The following is a 16,992-nucleotide window of genomic DNA, read 5'->3' on the forward strand; positions in this document are numbered from 1 at the left end:
CTCGATATCGGTGCGCTCCTCATCACGCGTCAGTCCACCGGTGTCGCGGCGCGGTTCACGCGGCGCGGGTGAAGCGGCTCCGCTGTGCGCTCACCGCCCCTTCGGCTTCCCGGCTTCGAGAGAAGGCGCGCCGCGCCTTCCTGGCCTCCCGGATCAGGCGGTACTCGTCGGCCTCGCGGATCAGTTCGGCGCGGCGGGCGGTGGCGATCTCGTACTCGAACATCTCGTACTCCCTGGTTGCGTTCCCGGTCACCTCGTTCGGTGTGATCCAAGCTTCGCGTCCCAGGGGGTACCGGCACATCGGTCGCATGCCGCATCCGGGAGGGGCGGGGGGCCTTAGTCCCGGGCCCGAGGCTCCTCGGTCGTACCGAGGATGCCTAAGGCCGTGCTTAGCCGCCGGCGGGGTGGTGCCTAGCCCGCCGCCGGAGCCGGGATGGCGAGGAGGAGGTCGAAGTACATGAGGACGAAGAGCAGGACGCCGACGGCGCCGAGCGCGACGCCCGCCCACGAGACGGACCGGACCCAGGCGGGGAGGGTGCGCTGGGGAGTGCCGAGGGCCGGCAGGGCCAGCACGAGGATCCCGATGATCAGGGCGAGAGCGGAGAAGATGCCGTTGACCAGGGCGGTGGTGTGCCACGGGTCGACGAACTGGGCGGCGATCTGCGCGTTGACGTCGGCGGCCTGGCTGAGCTTCAGCTGGCTGGTGACGCGGGCGCGTTCGGCGACTATGCCGCCGATCCAGCTCCCGCTGAGGGCCACGGCGCCGAGGCCCGCGGCCACGATCCCGAAGGCCGCGGATCCGACGTGGCCCGACTCCTGCGCCTCGGCCTGTTCGTCGGCGAACTCGTCGTCGGTCAGGTCCTCGTCGGCGAGTTCGGCGGCGGCGGGCTCGGCAATGGGCTCGACGTCGGCGGGCTCGACGGCGGGCTCGGCCTTGGTCAGGTCGGCCGGGGTGGTCTCCGCCTCGGGGGCGTCGGGGGTCTTGGTGGTGTCCATGCGGGGCACCGTAGGTGCCCTGTCTGAGAGTTTTCTGAGAATCCGCTGGTCATGGACGGCCCGGGCCCCGCGGTCCGCGGGGCCCTTGCGGACGCGTGCCTCAGGCGGACCGGGCGGCGGCCCACTCGTGGGCGAGGACCGACCAGACCTCGGTGCTCTGGCGGACGCCCCGGTGCAGGTGGTTCTCGCGCATCACGCCCTCGCGGGTGAGTCCGAGGCGCTCGGCGACGGCGATGCTCTTCTTGTTCCCGGTGGCGACGTGCCACTCCACCCGGTGCATGCCGCGCCCGTTGAAGGCCCAGTCGATGAGCACCCGGCAGGCGGCGGTGACCAGTCCGCGTCCGGCCGCCGAGGGCTCCAGCCAGCAGCCCACCTCGCAGTTGCCGGAGGCGGCGTCGAAGGCCGGGTAGAGCACCCCGCCGACGAGGGTGCCCTCGACCCAGATGCCGAAGAAACGGGTGCCGTCGTTCGCCGCCTTCTCGGCGTTCGAACGGAGCAGCTCGCGCGCCGAGTCCAGGTCGGTGGCCCGGTCGGGGAAGCCCACGTACCGGCCGATGAATTCGCGGCCGCGGTCGATGTGGGCGAGGAATTCCTCGGCGTGCCACACCTCGAGGGGCTTGAGCTGGGCGTCGTCGGCCAGGTCTATCGCGAACATGAGTGGGGTCCTTACGGCTGGTCAGCTGGACACGGGTACGGAGTCAGCCGGCTCCGCGCTGTCTTCGCTCGGCCGCTGTGCGGGAAGTTTCCCACGCGGGTGGTGTTCCGGGGGTTCGATGCTGATCCTGGGCAGCCGCCGGTCGAGCCAGGCGGGCAGCCACCAGTTCGCGCCGCCGAGCATGTGCATCAGGGCCGGGACGAGCAGCGTGCGCAGCACGAAGGCGTCGAGGGCGACGGCCGCGGCGAGCGCGATGCCGAACATGGCGATGATGCGGTCGCCGCTGAGCACGAAGGCCAGGAAGACGGAGATCATGATGACGGCCGCCGAGTTGATGACCCGGCTGGTCTCGGCGAGGCCGACGCGGACGGCCCGCTGGTTGTCGCCGGTCTCCAGCCACTCCTCGTACATCCGGCTGACGAGGAAGACCTGGTAGTCCATCGACAGTCCGAACAGGACGGACACCATGATCACGGGCAGGAAGGGTTCGATGGGCCCCGCGCTGCCCAGCCCCAGCAGCTCGCTGCCCCAGCCCCACTGGAAGACGGCGACCACGACTCCGAAGGAGGAGGCGACGGCGGCGATGTTCATGGCCGCCGCCTTGAGCGGGATCCCGATGGAGCGGAAGGCCAGCAGCAGGAGGACGCAGCCGAGGGCGACGACCACCGTGACGAAGAGCGGCAGCTTGCCGACGATGACCTCGGCGAAGTCGTCGTATCCGGCGGTCACGCCGCCGACGTGGGCCTCCATGGAGTTGCCGCGCTCCGCGCGCGGGACGACGTCCTCGCGGAGCCGGTCGACGAGCTCGCTCGTGGCCCGGGACTGGGGGGCGGAGTCGGGGACGACCGTGATGACGGCGGTGTCTGCGCCGCGGTTGAAGACCGCGGGGCCCGCGGAGGCGACGCCCTTCGTCTTGCCGAGGGCCTCCGCCAGCTGCTCCACGGCGAGCCGGTCGCCGGCCCCGTCGAGGCGGGCGACGACGGCGAGCGGGCCGTTGCTGCCGGGGCCGAAACCGTCCGCCAGCAGGTCGTAGGCCTGCCGGGTCGTGGAGGTCGCCGGGTTGTTGCCCTGGTCGGAGGTACCGAGGTGCAGCGAGAGCGTGGGCAGGGCCAGGACGACCATCACGGCGGTGGCGACGATGCCGAGCACCTTCGGGTGGCGCTCCACGAAGGCGGACCATCGGACGGCGAAGCCCGTGGTCTGTTCGGGCAGCGGGCCCTCGGCGGCGAGCCGTCGGCGTTCGCGGCGCGACAGTGCGCGCATGCCGATCCAGGAGAGGAGGGCGGGCAGCAGGGTGACCGAGGCGGCGACCGTCAGGACGACGGTCACGGAGGCGGCTATCGCGACGCCGTTCAGGAAGTTCAACCGCAGGACCAGCATGCCGAGCAGCGCGATGCAGACGGTGGCTCCGGCGAAGACGACGGCCCGGCCGGTGGTGGCGACGGCGTTCTCGGCCGCCTCCTCGACCGGGACTCCCCGGGCCAGTGCCTTGCGGTGCCTGGTGACGATGAAGAGGGCGTAGTCGATGCCGACGCCGAGGCCGATGAGCGTGCCGAGCATCGGGGCGAAGTCCGCGACGGCCATCGCGTGCCCGAGGAGGGTGATCCCGAAATAGGCGGTGCCCACGCTGACGAGGGCGGTCGCGATGGGCAGCAGGCTCGCGGCGAGCGAGCCGAAGGCGAGGAAGAGGACCAGGGCCGCGACGACCACGCCGATGACCTCGGCGAGGTGGGTGGCGGGGGCCTCGGTCAGGCCGATGGCGCGGCCGCCGAGTTCGACCTGGAGCCCGTCGGCCTCGGTGGTCGGGTTCTTCGCCGCGTCGACCACGGCCTTGGCCTGGGCCTTGGGTACGGAGTCGGCCTGCCGGTCGAAGGTCACCACGGCGTAGGCGGTGCGCCCGTCGGGGCTGATCTGTGCGGCGCTCCCGGGGCCGGGGCCGTAGGGGCCGATCACCGACCCGACGCCGGGGAGGCCCGCGATGGTGTCGAGTGCGCGGGTCATGCGCTGCTCGATGTCCGGGGTGCGGGCGTTCTGATGGTCCGGGGCCCGCCACACGATGGTGTCGGTGTCGCCGCCCTGGCCGTGGAAGCCCTCGCGCAGGAGTGCGTGCGCCTTGCCGGACTCGGTGCCGGGGACCTCGTAGTCGTTGGAGAACGCCGATCCCGCGGTCCCGGCGGCCACCGCGGTCGCGCCGAGGGCGAGCAGCCAGATCAGGACGGCGAGGAGACGGTGGCGGATGCACCACCGCGCTATTGCTGCCAACGGACGTGCTCCCTGGTGGTTCGGATCTTTACCGGGGGACAGCCCGTCGCAAAGAACGCTGGAACTCGTGAAGGCCCGGCCGTGCTTTCGGAGGGTCGCCCCGGAGCGCGCCGAGATGGTCTACAAGGGCACGATCTCAGCGTTTCGTGATCGTTGGCCCGTTTCGTGTGCATCGTCACAGGGTCGCGGAGTCGCCTGCTCCACCGTCGGGTTCGTCCACCCGGTAGCCGGGGATCGAGGGCCAGCGGACGGTGAGGACCACGGCGTCCTCCTCCGCGTACCAGGAGTGGTCGACGCCGCGGCCCCACAGCACGTAGTCCCCCTGCTCGGCGAGGACGACGGTCCGGCCGGGGAACTCCAGCCGGAACCGCCCGCTGATCAGGACCAGCAGCGCGGTCCGCTTCTCCCCGGTCGCCCAGCGTTCCCTCGCCTCGCCCTTCGGGTGGACACCCCACTTGATCTCCACGTCCTCGCTGTGACGGGGGTCGCCGGGGTCCTTGAAGTGGCCGAGGAGCCAGCCCCGGTCGACGGCCGCGTCGGGGCCGGCCTTGCCGGTGTGGATGGTGGAGTCGTGGTTCACGGGCCGAGGCTAATGCAGTTGTGCGGCCCGGTCCGACACTGATGGTCTGGGGCGATGACCATGGATCACGAAGAACTGGCGAAGGTGCGGGCCCGCTTCGACGCGGAGATGCGTGAGGGTGCGCAGCCCGACGCGGCCGAGGCGCGGGTGGAGCGGGTGGGGCCGGTGGTGCGGCAGGTCATCCCGGGGCTGGGCTGGAGCGGTGTGCTCTGGTCCGATCTCGACGAGGACACGGCGGACGCCGCGATCGCGGCGCAGGTGGCGTTCGCCGCGGAGTGCGGGGCGTCGGAGTTCGAGTGGAAGCTGTACGACCACGACCGTCCGGCGGACCTCGGGGAGCGGTTGCGGGCGGCCGGGTTCGTGCCGGAGCCGGCCGAGACGCTGATGATCGGACGGGTCGCGGACCTCGCACGGCTGCCGTTGGATCCGCCGGAGGGGATCACCCTTCGGGTGGTGACGGACGAGGCGGGGGTGGACCTGATGATGGAGGTCCACGCGCGGGCCTTCGGGACCGAGCGGCCGCTGATCCGGCAGCAGATCCTGGGCCTGCTGCGGGACGAGCCGGAGACCATCGCGGCGGTGCTGGCGATGGCCGGCGACACCCCGGTGAGCGCGGCCCGGATGGAGATGCGGCCGGGCACGTCGTTCGCGGGCCTGTGGGGCGGCGGCACGGTCCCCGAGTGGCGGGGGCGGGGCGTCTACCGGCTGCTGGTGGCACACCGCGCGCGCATCGCGGCGGAGCTGGGCATCCCGTACCTCCAGGTGGACGCCTCGGACGACAGCCGCCCGATCCTGGAACGACTGGGCTTCTCCCGCCTTGGCGTAACGGTGCCGTACCTCCTCGCGGGGCTTGCCTGACCGTCCGGCCGCAGCGCCACCGGGGCCCTGCGCCCGGCCGCGGCGCCGCTGCCGGGGCTCCGCCCCGGACCCCGCGCCTCGGACGCCGAACGCCGGCGGGGCCGGATGGTTCCGGTAGCGGGGCGCGGGCCGCCGCGCCTGTGCGGGAGGGTTCCCCGAGAGGAGGGGCGCCGGGCAGGATCGGCCCATGGAACGAATCACCCCGCCGCTGGCCGGCGGCGAGCGCGAGACGCTACGGGCCTACCTCGACTACCACCGGGCAACCCTGGCCTGGAAGTGCGAAGGCCTCACCGACGAAGAGCTGCGGCGCGCCTCGATGCCGCCGTCCTCCCTCTCCCTGCTGGGCCTCGTCCGGCACATGGCCGAGGTCGAGCGGCACTGGTTCCGGCGGGTGCTCGGCGCTGAGGAGCTGCCGCACCTGTGGTCGGACAGCCACGACTTCCAGGCCGCCTACGACGCCTCCGGCTCAACCCGCGCGGAGGCGTTCGCCGCCTGGGAGGCCGAAGTGGCCCATTCCCGCCGGATCGAGGCCGCGGCCCAATCCCTCGACGTGACGGCGTACGTACCGAGCTGGAAGGAGGAGGCCTCGCTGCGGCTGCTCATGCTGCACCTCATCCACGAGTACGCCCGTCACAACGGCCACGCCGACTTCCTCCGGGAGGCGATCGACGGAGCCACCGGCACGTAACCCCTATAGTTAGGTCAGCCTAACCTAATTCGCGATTGGCCTTGGGGGAGAGTGTGAGCAACGACAGCGGTGCGTACGAGGTCTTCCGTGACCCCTGGGGGATCCCCCACCTCCGCGCGGCCGACCACCTCGGGCTCGCCTACGCCCAGGGCCGCGCCACCGTCTTCGACCGGGCCTGGCAGCTGGAGGTCGAGCGCCACCGGGCGCAGGGCGCCAGCGCCGCCTTCCTCGGCGCCGAATCCGTCGCCTGGGACCGCTTCGCCCGTCAGTGCCGTCTCGCCGACACCGCCCGGCGCTGTTACGAGGCGCTGGACGCGGAGACCGCCGCCTGGGTCCGCTCCTACGTGGACGGGGTCAACGACGGCCTCGCCGGCGGCGCGGCCCGCGACGAACGCTTCGCCCGCACCGGTCTGACACCGACCCCTTGGGAGCCGTGGGTTCCGCTGGGCATCTGGATCGCCACGCACATCCTGTTCGCCGGCTTCGCCACCAAGCTGTGGCGCGAGCGCGCCGCCCGCGCCCTCGGCGACGAGGCGGCCACCCTGTTCGCCACCGACGGCCCCGGCACGGCCGGCAGCAACGGCTGGCTGGTGCCGGGCGACCGCACCGTCACCGGTTCGGCGATCATCGCGGGCGACCCGCACCGGTTCATCGAGGACCCGGGCGTCTACCAGCAGACACGCCTCTCCTGCCCCGAGTACGACGTCCTCGGCCTCGCCGTCCCCGGCGTCCCCGGCCTCGCCCACTTCGGGCACGCCGGCACCGTCGCCTGGGCCATCACCAACGCGATGGCCGACTACCAGGACCTGTACGTCGAGGAGCTGCGCGGCCACGGCTCCGCCGTGGAAGCACGGGGCCCGGACGGCGAGTGGGAGCCGGTGCACCGCCACACGGAGACCGTCCACGTGGCCGGCGGCGACGACGTCGAGGTGGAGGTCCTGGAGACGGCCCGGGGCCCGGTGATCGTCCACGGCGTCGGCGTCCGCGCCGGCGCCGGCCCGGCCGGCGGGGCGCTCTCCCTGCGCTATCCGCCCCGCGTCCGCGAGGACCTCGGCTTCGCCGCACTCCCCGCCCTGCTGCGCGCGCGCACCGTCGGCGACGTCGACCGGGCCCTCGACGGCTGGGCCGAGCCCGTCAACGTCGTCCACGCCGCCGACTCCGAGGGCGGCCTGCTGCACCGGGTCGCCGGCGCCGTGCCGCTGCGCGAACCCGCGAACCGGCTGCGCCCCGTCCCCGCCAACGACGCGCGGTATGCCTGGCAGGGCTGGGCCGAGACCCCCGACGAGCCGGTCCAGGGCTTCGCCGTGATGGCGAACGCGCGCGGGATCGCCTCCCCGCTCGGTGTGGAGTTCGCTCCCCCGCACCGCGCCAACCGCATCCGCGAACTGCTCAGCGGCCAGACCCGGTGGTCCCCGAAGGCGATGGCCGACGTACACCGGGACACGTACCTGGGCTCGGCGGCGCCGCTGCTCGACCTGCTGCCCGGCTTCGCGGACCTGACCCCGGCCGCGCGGGAACTGCGTACGCGACTGCTGGCATGGGACCGGCACATGGACGCCGACAGCGCCGACGCCACCCTTTTCGCGGCCTTCCGGACCGCGACCGTCCGCCGTCTCGCCGCCGATCCCGTCTTCGCCGAGCTGTGGGGGGCGCCCGACGGTCCCGAGGTCTTCCACCCCTGGCTGTATCTGGTCCCCCGGATCGGCTACGCCCTGGAGGGGCTGCTGGCCAGTCCCCTGCTGCCCGGACTCGACCGGGCCGCGCACGTGCGCGCCGCACTGGAGGAGACCGCGGCAGCCGGCGCACCCGAGACCGCGTGGTCCGAGGTGCACCGGCTGACCCCCTGGTCGGCGCTGCCCGATCCGCGGGCCGAGTGGCCCGGTCTCGGCGGCGACCACGACTGCGTGAACGCGACCTCCTCGGTCCCCGGTTTCACCGACCTCACCGCCCGCGCCTCGGCGGCCCGTTACGTCTGGGACCTCGCCCGCCGCGAGGACAGCCTCTGGGCGGTCCCGCTGGGCGCGGACGGTGTCACCGGCTCGCCCCACCACCGCGACCAGCTGCCGCTCTGGTCCCGGTGCGAACTCGTCCCCGTCGTCACCGACTGGGCCCGCCTCACCAAGGAATCGACATGAGCACCGCCTCCACCCGCCGGCCCGTGTACAGCCACCCCGTCGAGGGCTTCGGCACGGTCACCATCACCCCCGTCGACCCGGCAGGCGACTCCGCCCTGATCCACGGCTGGGTCACCGAGGAGCGGGCCCGCTTCTGGGGCATGCGCGAGGCCAGTCGCGAACTCGTCCAGGAGATCTACGAGGACGTGGACCGGCGTACGACGCACCACGCGTTCCTGGCCCACCGCGACGGGGAGCCGGTCGCGCTGTTCCAGACGTACGACTGCGCCGAGGACCGGGTCTGCGAGTGCTACGAGGTGCGGCCGGGCGACGTGGGCGTGCACCTGCTGCTCGGCCCGGCCAAGGGTGCCGCCGAACGCGGTTTCACGGCGGGCCTGATGACGGCCTTCCTCGCGTTCCTGTTCTCGGACCCGGCCTGTCGCCGTGTGGTCGCCGAGCCGGACACCCGCAACGAGAAGGCCGTCTCCCTGCTGGAACGGACCGGTTTCGTGCTCGGCCCCGAGATCGAGCTGCCGGAGATCGACCTGCCCGAGGTGTACCTGCCGGCGAAGCGGGCCCGCCTCGCCTTCCTGAACGCACCGGTCTGAGGGCCGGTCGTATCGTCACGTCACCCTAACGGGATTCCGATTCCCATTGACCCTGCAGGTCCGCCCGCTGGAAGCTGATCCCCACTCATACAATTGGCGCTGGGGGGAAATTGACCAGCCAAAACCTGCACATCGGGCCGGACGCCGCAGCCGATCGGTACCGGTTGCTCCGGTCGATCGGGCGGGGCGGGGAGGCCGTGCTCTATCTCGCCGAGATAGAGCTGGCCGGCGGCTCCGAGCCCGTCGTCGTCAAGGTGCTCGATTCCAAGACGACCATCACGCCCGACGTCTTCGACCGGATCAGCCAGAAGTGGAACGAGCAGGCGGAGCTGCTGCGGTTCGTGCACCGACCCGGTGTGGTGGGCGTACGGGAGCACTTCGAGGGCCCGCCGATCCACCGGCCCGGGGAGTCGCAGACGCTGACCGGGCGTGCGCTCGTCCTCGTCATGAACCACGTCGACGGGCTCGACCTGCGGGACTGGCGGGCCGAACGGACCCTGGCGACGCACGCCGAGCGGCGCGAGGTGATGCGCACGCTGGAGCAGCTGGCCGACGTACTGGACTGGCTGCACTCGGGGAAGGCCACCCCGTCAGGGCGGCAGGTCATCCACGGTGACCTCTCCCCCGGCAACGTGATGGTCGACGCCCACGGGCAGGCCACGCTGGTGGACTTCGGGCTCAGCAAGCTGACCGCCGACCACCAGACGGCCGAGGTGTGGTTCACGCCGGGCTACGCGGCGCCGGAGGTCTTCGACGGCAAGCGGACCCCGGGCACCGACCGGTACGCCTTCGGGGCCATCGCGTACTTCCTGCTGAGCGGGGAGTCCCCGCCCTCGACTCCGGAGCTGCTGGCGCGGGCCCTCGTGGCGCTGCCGCAGTTCGCGGTGCTGGACGCGGAGCAGCGGGCGCGGATCGCCTCGATCTACGCCGCCGATCCCGGGCAGCGGCCGGTGAACCTGGCCGGCTGGATGAAGGACATCCGGCACGCGGTGGTGTCCACGACCACGTCCACCTCGCAGCGGGTCGTGCCGGACGCGCCGCCGGCCCCGGCGGCGCCCCCGGTCCCCGTCACGCCTCCGGCCTCCGTGCCGCCGATGCCCGCGGCCCCGCCCCCGCAGCAGCCGGCGGCCACGGCGGCGACTCCGGCGGCCGGCGCGGCCACTCCGGCGGTCCCCGCGGCGACCCCGGCGGTCCCGGCGGCGCCCCCGGCGGTCCCGGCGGCGCCCCCGGCGCAGCCGGTGTACGCCCCGCCGCCCACCGAACAGGCCTACCCGACGCCTCCGGTACAGGCGAGCGTGCCGGAGGGGTACGGCCCCGCGCCCGCGGTCGCCTCCCCCACGGAGCCGCTGCCCACGCCGCCGCCGCGGAGGCGGAAGCGGACCGGTCTGGTGATCGGGGCGGTGATCGCCGTGCTGGTGGTGGCCGCCGGCGCGGTGGTCGGCGTGAAGCTGCTCGGCGACAAGGACGCCGGCGCGAACACCGCGAGCGGCGGGGACAAGCCGACCGCGTCGTCATCGGCCCAGGCCGGTTCCTCGCCGAGCGACGCTCCGAGCCCGTCGGCCAGTGCGTCGCGGTCCGCGAGCGACGGCCCGACGACCCAGCCCACCGCGACGGGCTCCCAGCCCCCGTCGGGTGTGGCGCCGGGGGTGAAGGCGGCCGACCTGACCGTCATGGCCCCGGTGAAGGACCTCGGCGGATTCGAGGTCGGACCCGCCAAGATCAACACCAAGCAGTACGGGGCCGCGCTCATCCAGGAGCGCAGCTGCGACTTCGACGCCTACACGGAGTTCGACCTCAATCGCGAGTGGAAGACGCTGGAGTTCACCGCCGGGATCGACGACGGCTCGCAGAACGAGAAGGGCCGGGTCAGCATCTCGCTCGACGGCCAGCCCGCCGCCTTCTCGGAGCTGGTGGAACTGGGCAAGCCGATCACCCACACGGTGGACGTGAGCGGCGCCCTGCGGCTGCGCGTCAAGGTGGACAAGGGCTGCGACAACGGCACGGTCGTCATCGCCGCCCCCACCCTGCGGCGCTGACCCGTCCGCCGGACGGCGAACGGCCCCGCACCGGGAATCCGGTGCGGGGCCGTCGTGTGACGAACGCGGAGACTACTCCGAGACGCCCAGGCGCTCCAGGATGAGCTCCTTGACGCGCGCCGCGTCGGCCTGGCCGCGGGTGGTCTTCATGACCGCGCCGACCAGGGCGCCGACGGCGGCGACCTTGCCGCCGCGGATCTTGTCCGCGATGGCCGCGTTGCCCGCGATGGCCTCGTCCACGGCCGCGCCCAGCGCGCCCTCGTCCGAGACGACCTTCAGGCCGCGCTTGTCGACGACCTCGTCCGGGGTGCCCTCGCCGGCGAGGACGCCCTCGATGACCTGGCGGGCCAGCTTGTCGTTGAGCGAGCCGTCCGCGACGAGGGCCGCGACCCGGGCCACCTGGGCCGGGGTGATCGGCAGCTCGTCGACCGAGACGCCCTGCTCGTTGGCGTTGCGGGCGAGCTCGCCCATCCACCACTTGCGGGCGGCGGCCGAGTCGGCGCCCTCCTCGATGGTGGCGACGATGGAGTCCACCGCGCCCGCGTTGAGGATCGACTGCATGTCGTGCTCGTTCACGCCCCACTCCTCGCGGAGGCGGTTGCGGCGCACGCGCGGCATCTCGGGCAGACCGGCGCGCAGCTCCTCGACCCACTCACGGGCGGGGGCCACGGGCACCAGGTCGGGCTCCGGGAAGTAGCGGTAGTCCTCGGCGTTGTCCTTGATGCGGCCGGCCGTGGTGGAGCCGTCCTCCTCGTGGAAGTGCCGGGTCTCCTGCACGATCGAGCCGCCGGACTGCAGGACGGCCGCGTGGCGCTGGATCTCGAAGCGCGCCGCGCGCTCGACGGAGCGCAGCGAGTTGACGTTCTTCGTCTCCGAGCGGGTGCCGAATTCCTTGGTGCCGTTCGGGCGCAGCGACAGGTTCACGTCGCAGCGCATCTGGCCCTTGTCCATGCGGGCCTCGGAGACGCCGAGCGCCTTGATGACCTCGCGCAGCTCGGCGACGTACGCCTTGGCGACCTCGGGGGCCCGCTCGCCCGCGCCCTCGATCGGCTTGGTGACGATCTCGATGAGCGGGATGCCGGCGCGGTTGTAGTCCAGCAGGGAGTGGGACGCTCCGTGGATACGGCCGGTGGCGCCGCCGACGTGCAGCGACTTGCCGGTGTCCTCCTCCATGTGGGCGCGCTCGATCTCCACGCGGAAGATCTCGCCGTCCTCCAGCTGGACGTCCAGGTAGCCGTTGTAGGCGATCGGCTCGTCGTACTGGGAGGTCTGGAAGTTCTTCGGCATGTCCGGATAGAAGTAATTCTTCCGGGCGAAGCGGCACCACTCGGCGATCTCGCAGTTCAGCGCGAGACCGATCTTGATGGCGGACTCGATGCCGATCGCGTTGACGACCGGGAGCGCGCCGGGCAGGCCCAGGCAGACCGGGCAGGTCTGCGAGTTGGGCTCGGCGCCCAGCTCGGTCGAGCAGCCGCAGAACATCTTGGTCCGGGTGCCGAGCTCGACATGGACCTCCAGGCCCATGACGGGGTCGTACGTCGCGAGCGCCGCGTCGTACGACAGCAGTTCGGTGAAGGTGGTCACGGTGAAACTTTCCCTCTCAGCCCAGCAGGACGTCGTCGTCGCCCAGGCGCTTCAGCTCGCGGTACAGGATCGCGAGGCCGGTGACGATGGCGGCGGCGGACACGACGGCGTCGACCAGCTTCAGCGTGTCGTGCTCGGCGCGGGCCTTCTTGACCTGCTTCATCACGCTGATCGCGCCGAAGGCGGTGGTGCCCATCGACAGGTAGGTGCCGGTCTTGGACTTCTTGAAGCCCTTGGCCTTGGTCAGTGCACTGGAACTCACAGCGACGGTGCCTCCTCGAGCAGCGGGTGGCCCCAGCGTTCGACGAAGGCGGCCTCGACGGCCGCGCCCACCTTGTAGAGGCGGTCGTCCTTCATCGCCGGGGCAATGATCTGCAGTCCGACCGGGAGACCGTCCTCCGGGGCCAGGCCGCAGGGCAGCGACATGGCGGAGTTGCCGGCCAGGTTGGTCGGGATGGTGCAAATGTCCGCGAGGTACATGGCGAGCGGGTCGTCGGTGCGCTCGCCGATGGGGAAGGCGGTGGTCGGGGTCGTCGGGGAGACGATCACGTCGACCTTCTCGAAGGACTTCTCGAAGTCCTGCGAGATGAGGGTGCGGACCTTCTGGGCGGAGCCGTAGTACGCGTCGTAGTAGCCGGAGCTGAGCGCGTACGTGCCGAGGATGATGCGGCGCTTGACCTCGTCGCCGAAGCCGGCTTCGCGGGTCAGGGCGGTGACGTCCTCGGCGGACTTGGTGCCGTCGTCGCCGACCCGCAGGCCGTAGCGCATGGCGTCGAAGCGGGCGAGGTTCGAGGAGCACTCGGACGGCGCGATCAGGTAGTACGCGGCCATGGCGAGGGAGAAGGACGGGCAGTCCAGCTCGACGATCTCGGCGCCGAGCTCCTTGAGGAGCTCCACCGACTCGTTGAAGCGCTGCACGACACCGGCCTGGAAGCCCTCGCCCGTGAACTGCTTGACCACACCGACGCGCATGCCGGCGACGGAGCCGCTCCGGGCCGCCTCGACGACCGGCGGGACCGGGGCGTCGATGGAGGTGGAGTCCATCGGGTCGTGGCCCGCGATGACCTCGTGGAGGAGGGCCGCGTCCAGGACCGTACGGGCGCAGGGGCCGCCCTGGTCGAGGGAGGACGAGAAGGCCACCATGCCGTAGCGGGAGACGCCGCCGTAGGTGGGCTTGACGCCGACGGTGCCGGTGACGGCGGCGGGCTGGCGGATGGAGCCGCCGGTGTCCGTGCCGATGGCGAGCGGGGCCTGGAAGGCGGCCAGCGCGGCCGCGGAGCCGCCGCCGGAGCCGCCGGGGATCCGGGTGAGGTCCCAGGGGTTGCCGGTCGGGCCGTACGCGCTGTTCTCGGTGGAGGACCCCATGGCGAACTCGTCCATGTTGGTCTTGCCGAGGATGACGACGTCGGCTTCCTTGAGCTTGCGCGTCAAGGTGGCGTCGTAGGGCGGGATCCAGCCTTCGAGGATCTTCGAGCCGACGGTGGTCGGGACCCCGACGGTGGTGAAGATGTCCTTGAGGGCGAGGGGGACGCCGGCCAGCGGGCCGAGCTTCTCGCCGCGCTCGCGCTTGGCGTCGACGGCCGCGGCCTGGGCGAGGGCGCCCTCGCGGTCGACGTGCAGGAAGGCGTTGACCTTCTCGTCGGTCGCGTCGATGCGGGCCAGGTGGGCCTCGGTGACCTCGACCGCCGTGAGCTCGCCGGAGGCGATCTTCTCGGCGGTCTGGGCTGCCGTGAGCTTGATGATGTGGTCGGTCATGGCTGTTAGTCCTCCCCCAGGATCTGCGGCACCTTGAAACGCTGCTGCTCCTGGGCGGGAGCGCCGGAGAGCGCCTGCTCGGGGGTGAGCGAAGGACGGACCTCGTCCGCGCGCATGACGTTCGTCAGCGGCAGCGGGTGGGAGGTCGGCGGTACGTCTCGGTCGGCGACCTCGGATACGCGGGCGACCGCGCCGATGATGTCGTCGAGCTGTCCGGCGAAGTGGTCCAGCTCTTCGGCCTTGAGCTCCAGACGTGCCAGCCGAGCGAGGTGGGCGACCTCCTCGCGCGTGATGCCAGGCATGCAGCGATCCTCTGGGGGTTTTGAGTGTGTAGGTTTCGGGCCCAATCCTATGGGGCCCGGCCCCTGCCCCGCGAAACGGTTACCCCCGGCCCGCCGATCCGGGGCTCCGCCCCCGACCCCGCTCCTCAAACGCCGGAGAGGCCGGCTTTGCCTCCGGCGGCGCCTCAAGCGCCGGCGGGGCCGGAATCGCCCTCCGGGCGATCCTGCCCGGGGCGGGCACGCTCCAGCCCCGCCGGCGGTTGAGGCGCGGGGTCCGGGGCAGCGCCCCAGCGGCGGCGCCGCGCCCGTACGGCCGGGCCGACCCCGACGGGAGTCAGACGGCGTCGGCCTCCGCGGCGGCCAGTTCCGCCGTGATGTCGGCCGGGCGGCGCCAGCCGCGTTCGCCGCGGGCCAGGAGCCAGGCCGTGGCCTCCTGCGGCGGCATGGCGGCCGCCACCAGCCAGCCCTGGACCGCGTCGCAGCCCAGGTCCCGCAGGCGCTCCCACGTCTCGTCGTCCTCCACGCCCTCGGCGACCACCAGGAGGCCGAGGGAATGGGCCAGGTCCACCGTGCAGCGCACGATCTCCGCGTCCTGGGCGTCCACGGCGAGGCGGCCGACGAAAGAGCGGTCGATCTTCAGCTCGCTGACCGGCAGCCTCCGGAGGTGGACCAGGGAGGAGTAGCCGGTGCCGAAGTCGTCCAGGGACATCTTCACGCCGTGCCCGGTCAGGCCCGCCATGGTGTCGGCCGCCCGCTGGGGGTCTTCCAGCAGGACGTGTTCCGTTATTTCCAGCTGGAGCCCGCTCGCGGGCACGCCGTGCCGGGCGAGTCGCGCCGCCACCGCGCCGGCGAAGCCGGGGGTGTGGACGTCGCGCGGCGAGACGTTGACGGCGACGGGGACCTTCAGGCCCTGCGCGCGCCACCGGGCGACCTGGGCGAGGGCCGTCTCCAGGACGTACTCCGTCAGGTGCGGCATCAGGCCGGAGGTCTCGGCGATGGCGATGAACTCGTCGGGGGGTACCCGGCCGCGTTCCGGGTGGACCCAGCGGACCAGGGCTTCGAGCCCGGCCACCTGGCCGTCGAAGCGGACCTTCGGCTGGTAGTGGAGTTCCACTTCGCCCGCGTCCAGGGCGCGGCGCAGGTCGCCGAGGAGGCCGAGGCGGTCGGGGGTGTTGCTGTCCCGCTTGGACTCGTACACCTCCACGCCGGTGCGGTCGCGCTTGGCCTGGTACATCGCCACGTCCGCGCGCCGCAGCAGCCCCTCCGCGTCGAGCGCGTGGTCGGGGAAGACGGCGAGGCCGGCGCTGGCCTCCAGGACGAGGGTGAGGCCGTCCAGGTCGAGGGGGGAGCTGAGCTCGGCCACCAGGTGGCGGGCGATCCGCTGGGCGCTGGTGGTGGAGTCGGTGGTGGGGAGCAGGACCGCGAACTCGTCGCCGCCGAGCCGGGCCGCCTCGGCGTCCTCGGGCAGGGCCTGGCGCAGCCGTTCGGCGATCTGGAGGAGGAGCCGGTCGCCCGCGAGGTGGCCGAGGGTGTCGTTGACGGCGCGGAAGCGGTCCAGGTCGATCAGCACGAGGGCCGCCCGGGTGCCCAAACGTTCAGCCTCGTCCAGGGCGGTCCAGGCCCGCTCCAGCAGCCACTGCCGGTTCGGCAACCCGGTCAGCGGGTCCCGCAGCTGTTCCTCGGCGCGCGCCCGGGCGATCCACAGGGTGGAGTCCAGCGCGATCAGCGGTACGGCGAACAGCGGCAGCAGCACCGGCTGGGTGACCGCGACGGCGCAGATCAGCGGCGCGATGCCGAGCAGCGCGACGGCGACCAGGGCCTGGCGGAGCAGGGCGGTACGGGCGACGGTGGGCAGACCGCCGCCGCGCGGGGCGAGTGCGGCCCACAGCACGACGCGGGTGACGAGCAGGTAGGCGAGGGCGACGAGGATCACCTCGGGGACCGCTTCGAGCCCCCAGCCGGTGGGCTTCCAGGGGGTCTCGACGGACGGCCGCTCACCGAAGGCGGAGAGTACGAGGGCTCCCGCGCCGATGCCGAGGACGTCGACCGAGCCGTGCAGCAGCCCCTGCCGCCACCGGTGTCGGCGCGCGGCCCCGACCAGCGAGACCACGGCGAGGGAGACCAGTCCGGCCGGAACCCATCCGTAGAGGAGGAGGACGCCGAGGGTGAGGGCGGCGCCCGATCCGGTGCCGCCCCACCAGCGGTCTCGGCCGAGGGCGACGAGGTGGCCGACGATGATGCCGGTCAGCAGGGCGAGGGCCCAGCCGACCGAGCCGCCGGGGAACAGTGCATGACGGCCGGTCAGGGCGGAGACGATGCCCGTGCCGAGGAGCACGGCGGAGAGGCCCACGACGAGGAAGGGCAGCACGTTGCCCCGCCCCTGCCCGCCCACACCCGTGTCGAGCGGTCGGGTCTCCGGTGTCCTGGCACCCAGGACACCGAGCCGGCCCGCCCGCATGGACGGGATCTCCCCGCCGAATTCAGGTGACGGGTCGGCGCTTTCGGTGGGTTTCATGCCCGTCCCTCTCACAGCCGGCGATGCCGATGTCGCGCGATGGCCCCGATGTCATGCCAT

The 16,992-nt window shown here is 72.6% G+C and carries 15 protein-coding genes; 5 read left to right on the top strand and 10 right to left on the bottom strand.

Features of this window, described 5'->3' with window-relative positions:
- Window positions 1–55: 55 nt before the first annotated feature.
- From ACFYZL_RS20370 to ACFYZL_RS20390, 5 genes are all read right to left on the bottom strand, one after another.
- Window positions 56–253 (bottom strand): hypothetical protein, encoded by a 198-nt coding sequence (locus ACFYZL_RS20370; protein ID WP_384751359.1) that lies wholly within the window; start codon window positions 251–253, stop codon window positions 56–58.
- A gap of 158 nt (window positions 254–411) precedes the next feature.
- Window positions 412–996: a hypothetical protein gene (locus tag ACFYZL_RS20375; RefSeq protein WP_388680617.1), complete on the bottom strand. Its 585-nt coding sequence runs from the start codon at window positions 994–996 to the stop codon at window positions 412–414.
- Between the two features lie 100 nt (window positions 997–1,096).
- Window positions 1,097–1,651: a GNAT family N-acetyltransferase gene (locus tag ACFYZL_RS20380; protein ID WP_384751354.1), complete on the bottom strand. Its 555-nt coding sequence runs from the start codon at window positions 1,649–1,651 to the stop codon at window positions 1,097–1,099.
- A 21-nt stretch (window positions 1,652–1,672) separates the two neighbouring features.
- Window positions 1,673–3,913 (bottom strand): MMPL family transporter, encoded by a 2,241-nt coding sequence (locus tag ACFYZL_RS20385; RefSeq protein WP_388680620.1) that lies wholly within the window; start codon window positions 3,911–3,913, stop codon window positions 1,673–1,675.
- 175 nt (window positions 3,914–4,088) lie between these two features.
- A complete protein-coding gene (locus ACFYZL_RS20390; protein ID WP_384751349.1) occupies window positions 4,089–4,493 on the bottom strand; it encodes a signal peptidase I in 405 nt (134 codons plus the stop codon).
- A 60-nt stretch (window positions 4,494–4,553) separates the two neighbouring features.
- Here ACFYZL_RS20390 and ACFYZL_RS20395 point away from each other — a divergent pair, with 60 nt between their 5' ends.
- The 5 genes from ACFYZL_RS20395 (at window position 4,554) to ACFYZL_RS20415 (ending at window position 10,797) form a co-directional block, all read left to right on the top strand.
- Window positions 4,554–5,351: a GNAT family N-acetyltransferase gene (locus ACFYZL_RS20395; RefSeq protein WP_388680870.1), complete on the top strand. Its 798-nt coding sequence runs from the start codon at window positions 4,554–4,556 to the stop codon at window positions 5,349–5,351.
- Window positions 5,352–5,538: 187 nt separating this feature from the next.
- On the top strand, window positions 5,539–6,039 hold the full coding sequence (locus ACFYZL_RS20400) for a DinB family protein (RefSeq protein ID WP_388680623.1): 501 nt from the start codon (window positions 5,539–5,541) through the stop codon (window positions 6,037–6,039).
- Window positions 6,040–6,092: 53 nt separating this feature from the next.
- Complete coding sequence (locus ACFYZL_RS20405; protein WP_388680626.1) at window positions 6,093–8,174, top strand: penicillin acylase family protein; 2,082 nt, start codon at window positions 6,093–6,095, stop codon at window positions 8,172–8,174.
- Window positions 8,171–8,761: a GNAT family N-acetyltransferase gene (locus tag ACFYZL_RS20410; protein ID WP_388680629.1), complete on the top strand. Its 591-nt coding sequence runs from the start codon at window positions 8,171–8,173 to the stop codon at window positions 8,759–8,761. The genes ACFYZL_RS20405 and ACFYZL_RS20410 overlap by 4 nt, the downstream gene beginning before the upstream one ends.
- 110 nt (window positions 8,762–8,871) lie before the next feature.
- Complete coding sequence (locus ACFYZL_RS20415; protein WP_388680632.1) at window positions 8,872–10,797, top strand: protein kinase; 1,926 nt, start codon at window positions 8,872–8,874, stop codon at window positions 10,795–10,797.
- 72 nt (window positions 10,798–10,869) lie between these two features.
- Here the strand turns inward: ACFYZL_RS20415 and gatB are convergent, their stop codons facing one another.
- The 5 genes from gatB to ACFYZL_RS20440 form a co-directional block, all read right to left on the bottom strand.
- A complete protein-coding gene (gene gatB, locus ACFYZL_RS20420; protein ID WP_388680635.1) occupies window positions 10,870–12,381 on the bottom strand; it encodes an Asp-tRNA(Asn)/Glu-tRNA(Gln) amidotransferase subunit GatB in 1,512 nt (503 codons plus the stop codon).
- Window positions 12,382–12,397: 16 nt separating this feature from the next.
- Window positions 12,398–12,643: a hypothetical protein gene (locus ACFYZL_RS20425; RefSeq protein WP_384753637.1), complete on the bottom strand. Its 246-nt coding sequence runs from the start codon at window positions 12,641–12,643 to the stop codon at window positions 12,398–12,400.
- Complete coding sequence (gene gatA / locus ACFYZL_RS20430; RefSeq protein WP_384753634.1) at window positions 12,640–14,136, bottom strand: Asp-tRNA(Asn)/Glu-tRNA(Gln) amidotransferase subunit GatA; 1,497 nt, start codon at window positions 14,134–14,136, stop codon at window positions 12,640–12,642. Before gatA ends, ACFYZL_RS20425 begins: the two co-directional genes overlap by 4 nt.
- 5 nt (window positions 14,137–14,141) lie before the next feature.
- On the bottom strand, window positions 14,142–14,438 hold the full coding sequence (gene gatC, locus ACFYZL_RS20435; RefSeq protein ID WP_376662368.1) for an Asp-tRNA(Asn)/Glu-tRNA(Gln) amidotransferase subunit GatC: 297 nt from the start codon (window positions 14,436–14,438) through the stop codon (window positions 14,142–14,144).
- 313 nt (window positions 14,439–14,751) lie between these two features.
- Complete coding sequence (locus tag ACFYZL_RS20440) at window positions 14,752–16,932, bottom strand: putative bifunctional diguanylate cyclase/phosphodiesterase (RefSeq protein ID WP_384753631.1); 2,181 nt, start codon at window positions 16,930–16,932, stop codon at window positions 14,752–14,754.
- Window positions 16,933–16,992 lie beyond the last annotated feature (60 nt).

This window comes from Streptomyces sp. NPDC001717, assembly GCF_042892775.1.
In the GTDB taxonomy this organism is placed as follows: domain Bacteria; phylum Actinomycetota; class Actinomycetes; order Streptomycetales; family Streptomycetaceae; genus Streptomyces.

Excerpts from the sequence above, each read along its gene's own strand:
- ACFYZL_RS20440 (WP_384753631.1), bottom strand. The coding sequence starts at position 16,932 with ATGAAACCCACCGAAAGCGCCGACCCGTCACCTGAATTCGGCGGGGAG.
- ACFYZL_RS20375 (WP_388680617.1), bottom strand. The coding sequence starts at position 996 with ATGGACACCACCAAGACCCCCGACGCCCCCGAGGCGGAGACCACCCCG.
- ACFYZL_RS20395 (WP_388680870.1), top strand. The coding sequence starts at position 4,554 with ATGGATCACGAAGAACTGGCGAAGGTGCGGGCCCGCTTCGACGCGGAG.
- ACFYZL_RS20400 (WP_388680623.1), top strand. The coding sequence starts at position 5,539 with ATGGAACGAATCACCCCGCCGCTGGCCGGCGGCGAGCGCGAGACGCTA.
- gatA (WP_384753634.1), bottom strand. The coding sequence starts at position 14,136 with ATGACCGACCACATCATCAAGCTCACGGCAGCCCAGACCGCCGAGAAG.
- ACFYZL_RS20380 (WP_384751354.1), bottom strand. The coding sequence starts at position 1,651 with ATGTTCGCGATAGACCTGGCCGACGACGCCCAGCTCAAGCCCCTCGAG.
- gatC (WP_376662368.1), bottom strand. The coding sequence starts at position 14,438 with ATGCCTGGCATCACGCGCGAGGAGGTCGCCCACCTCGCTCGGCTGGCA.
- ACFYZL_RS20410 (WP_388680629.1), top strand. The coding sequence starts at position 8,171 with ATGAGCACCGCCTCCACCCGCCGGCCCGTGTACAGCCACCCCGTCGAG.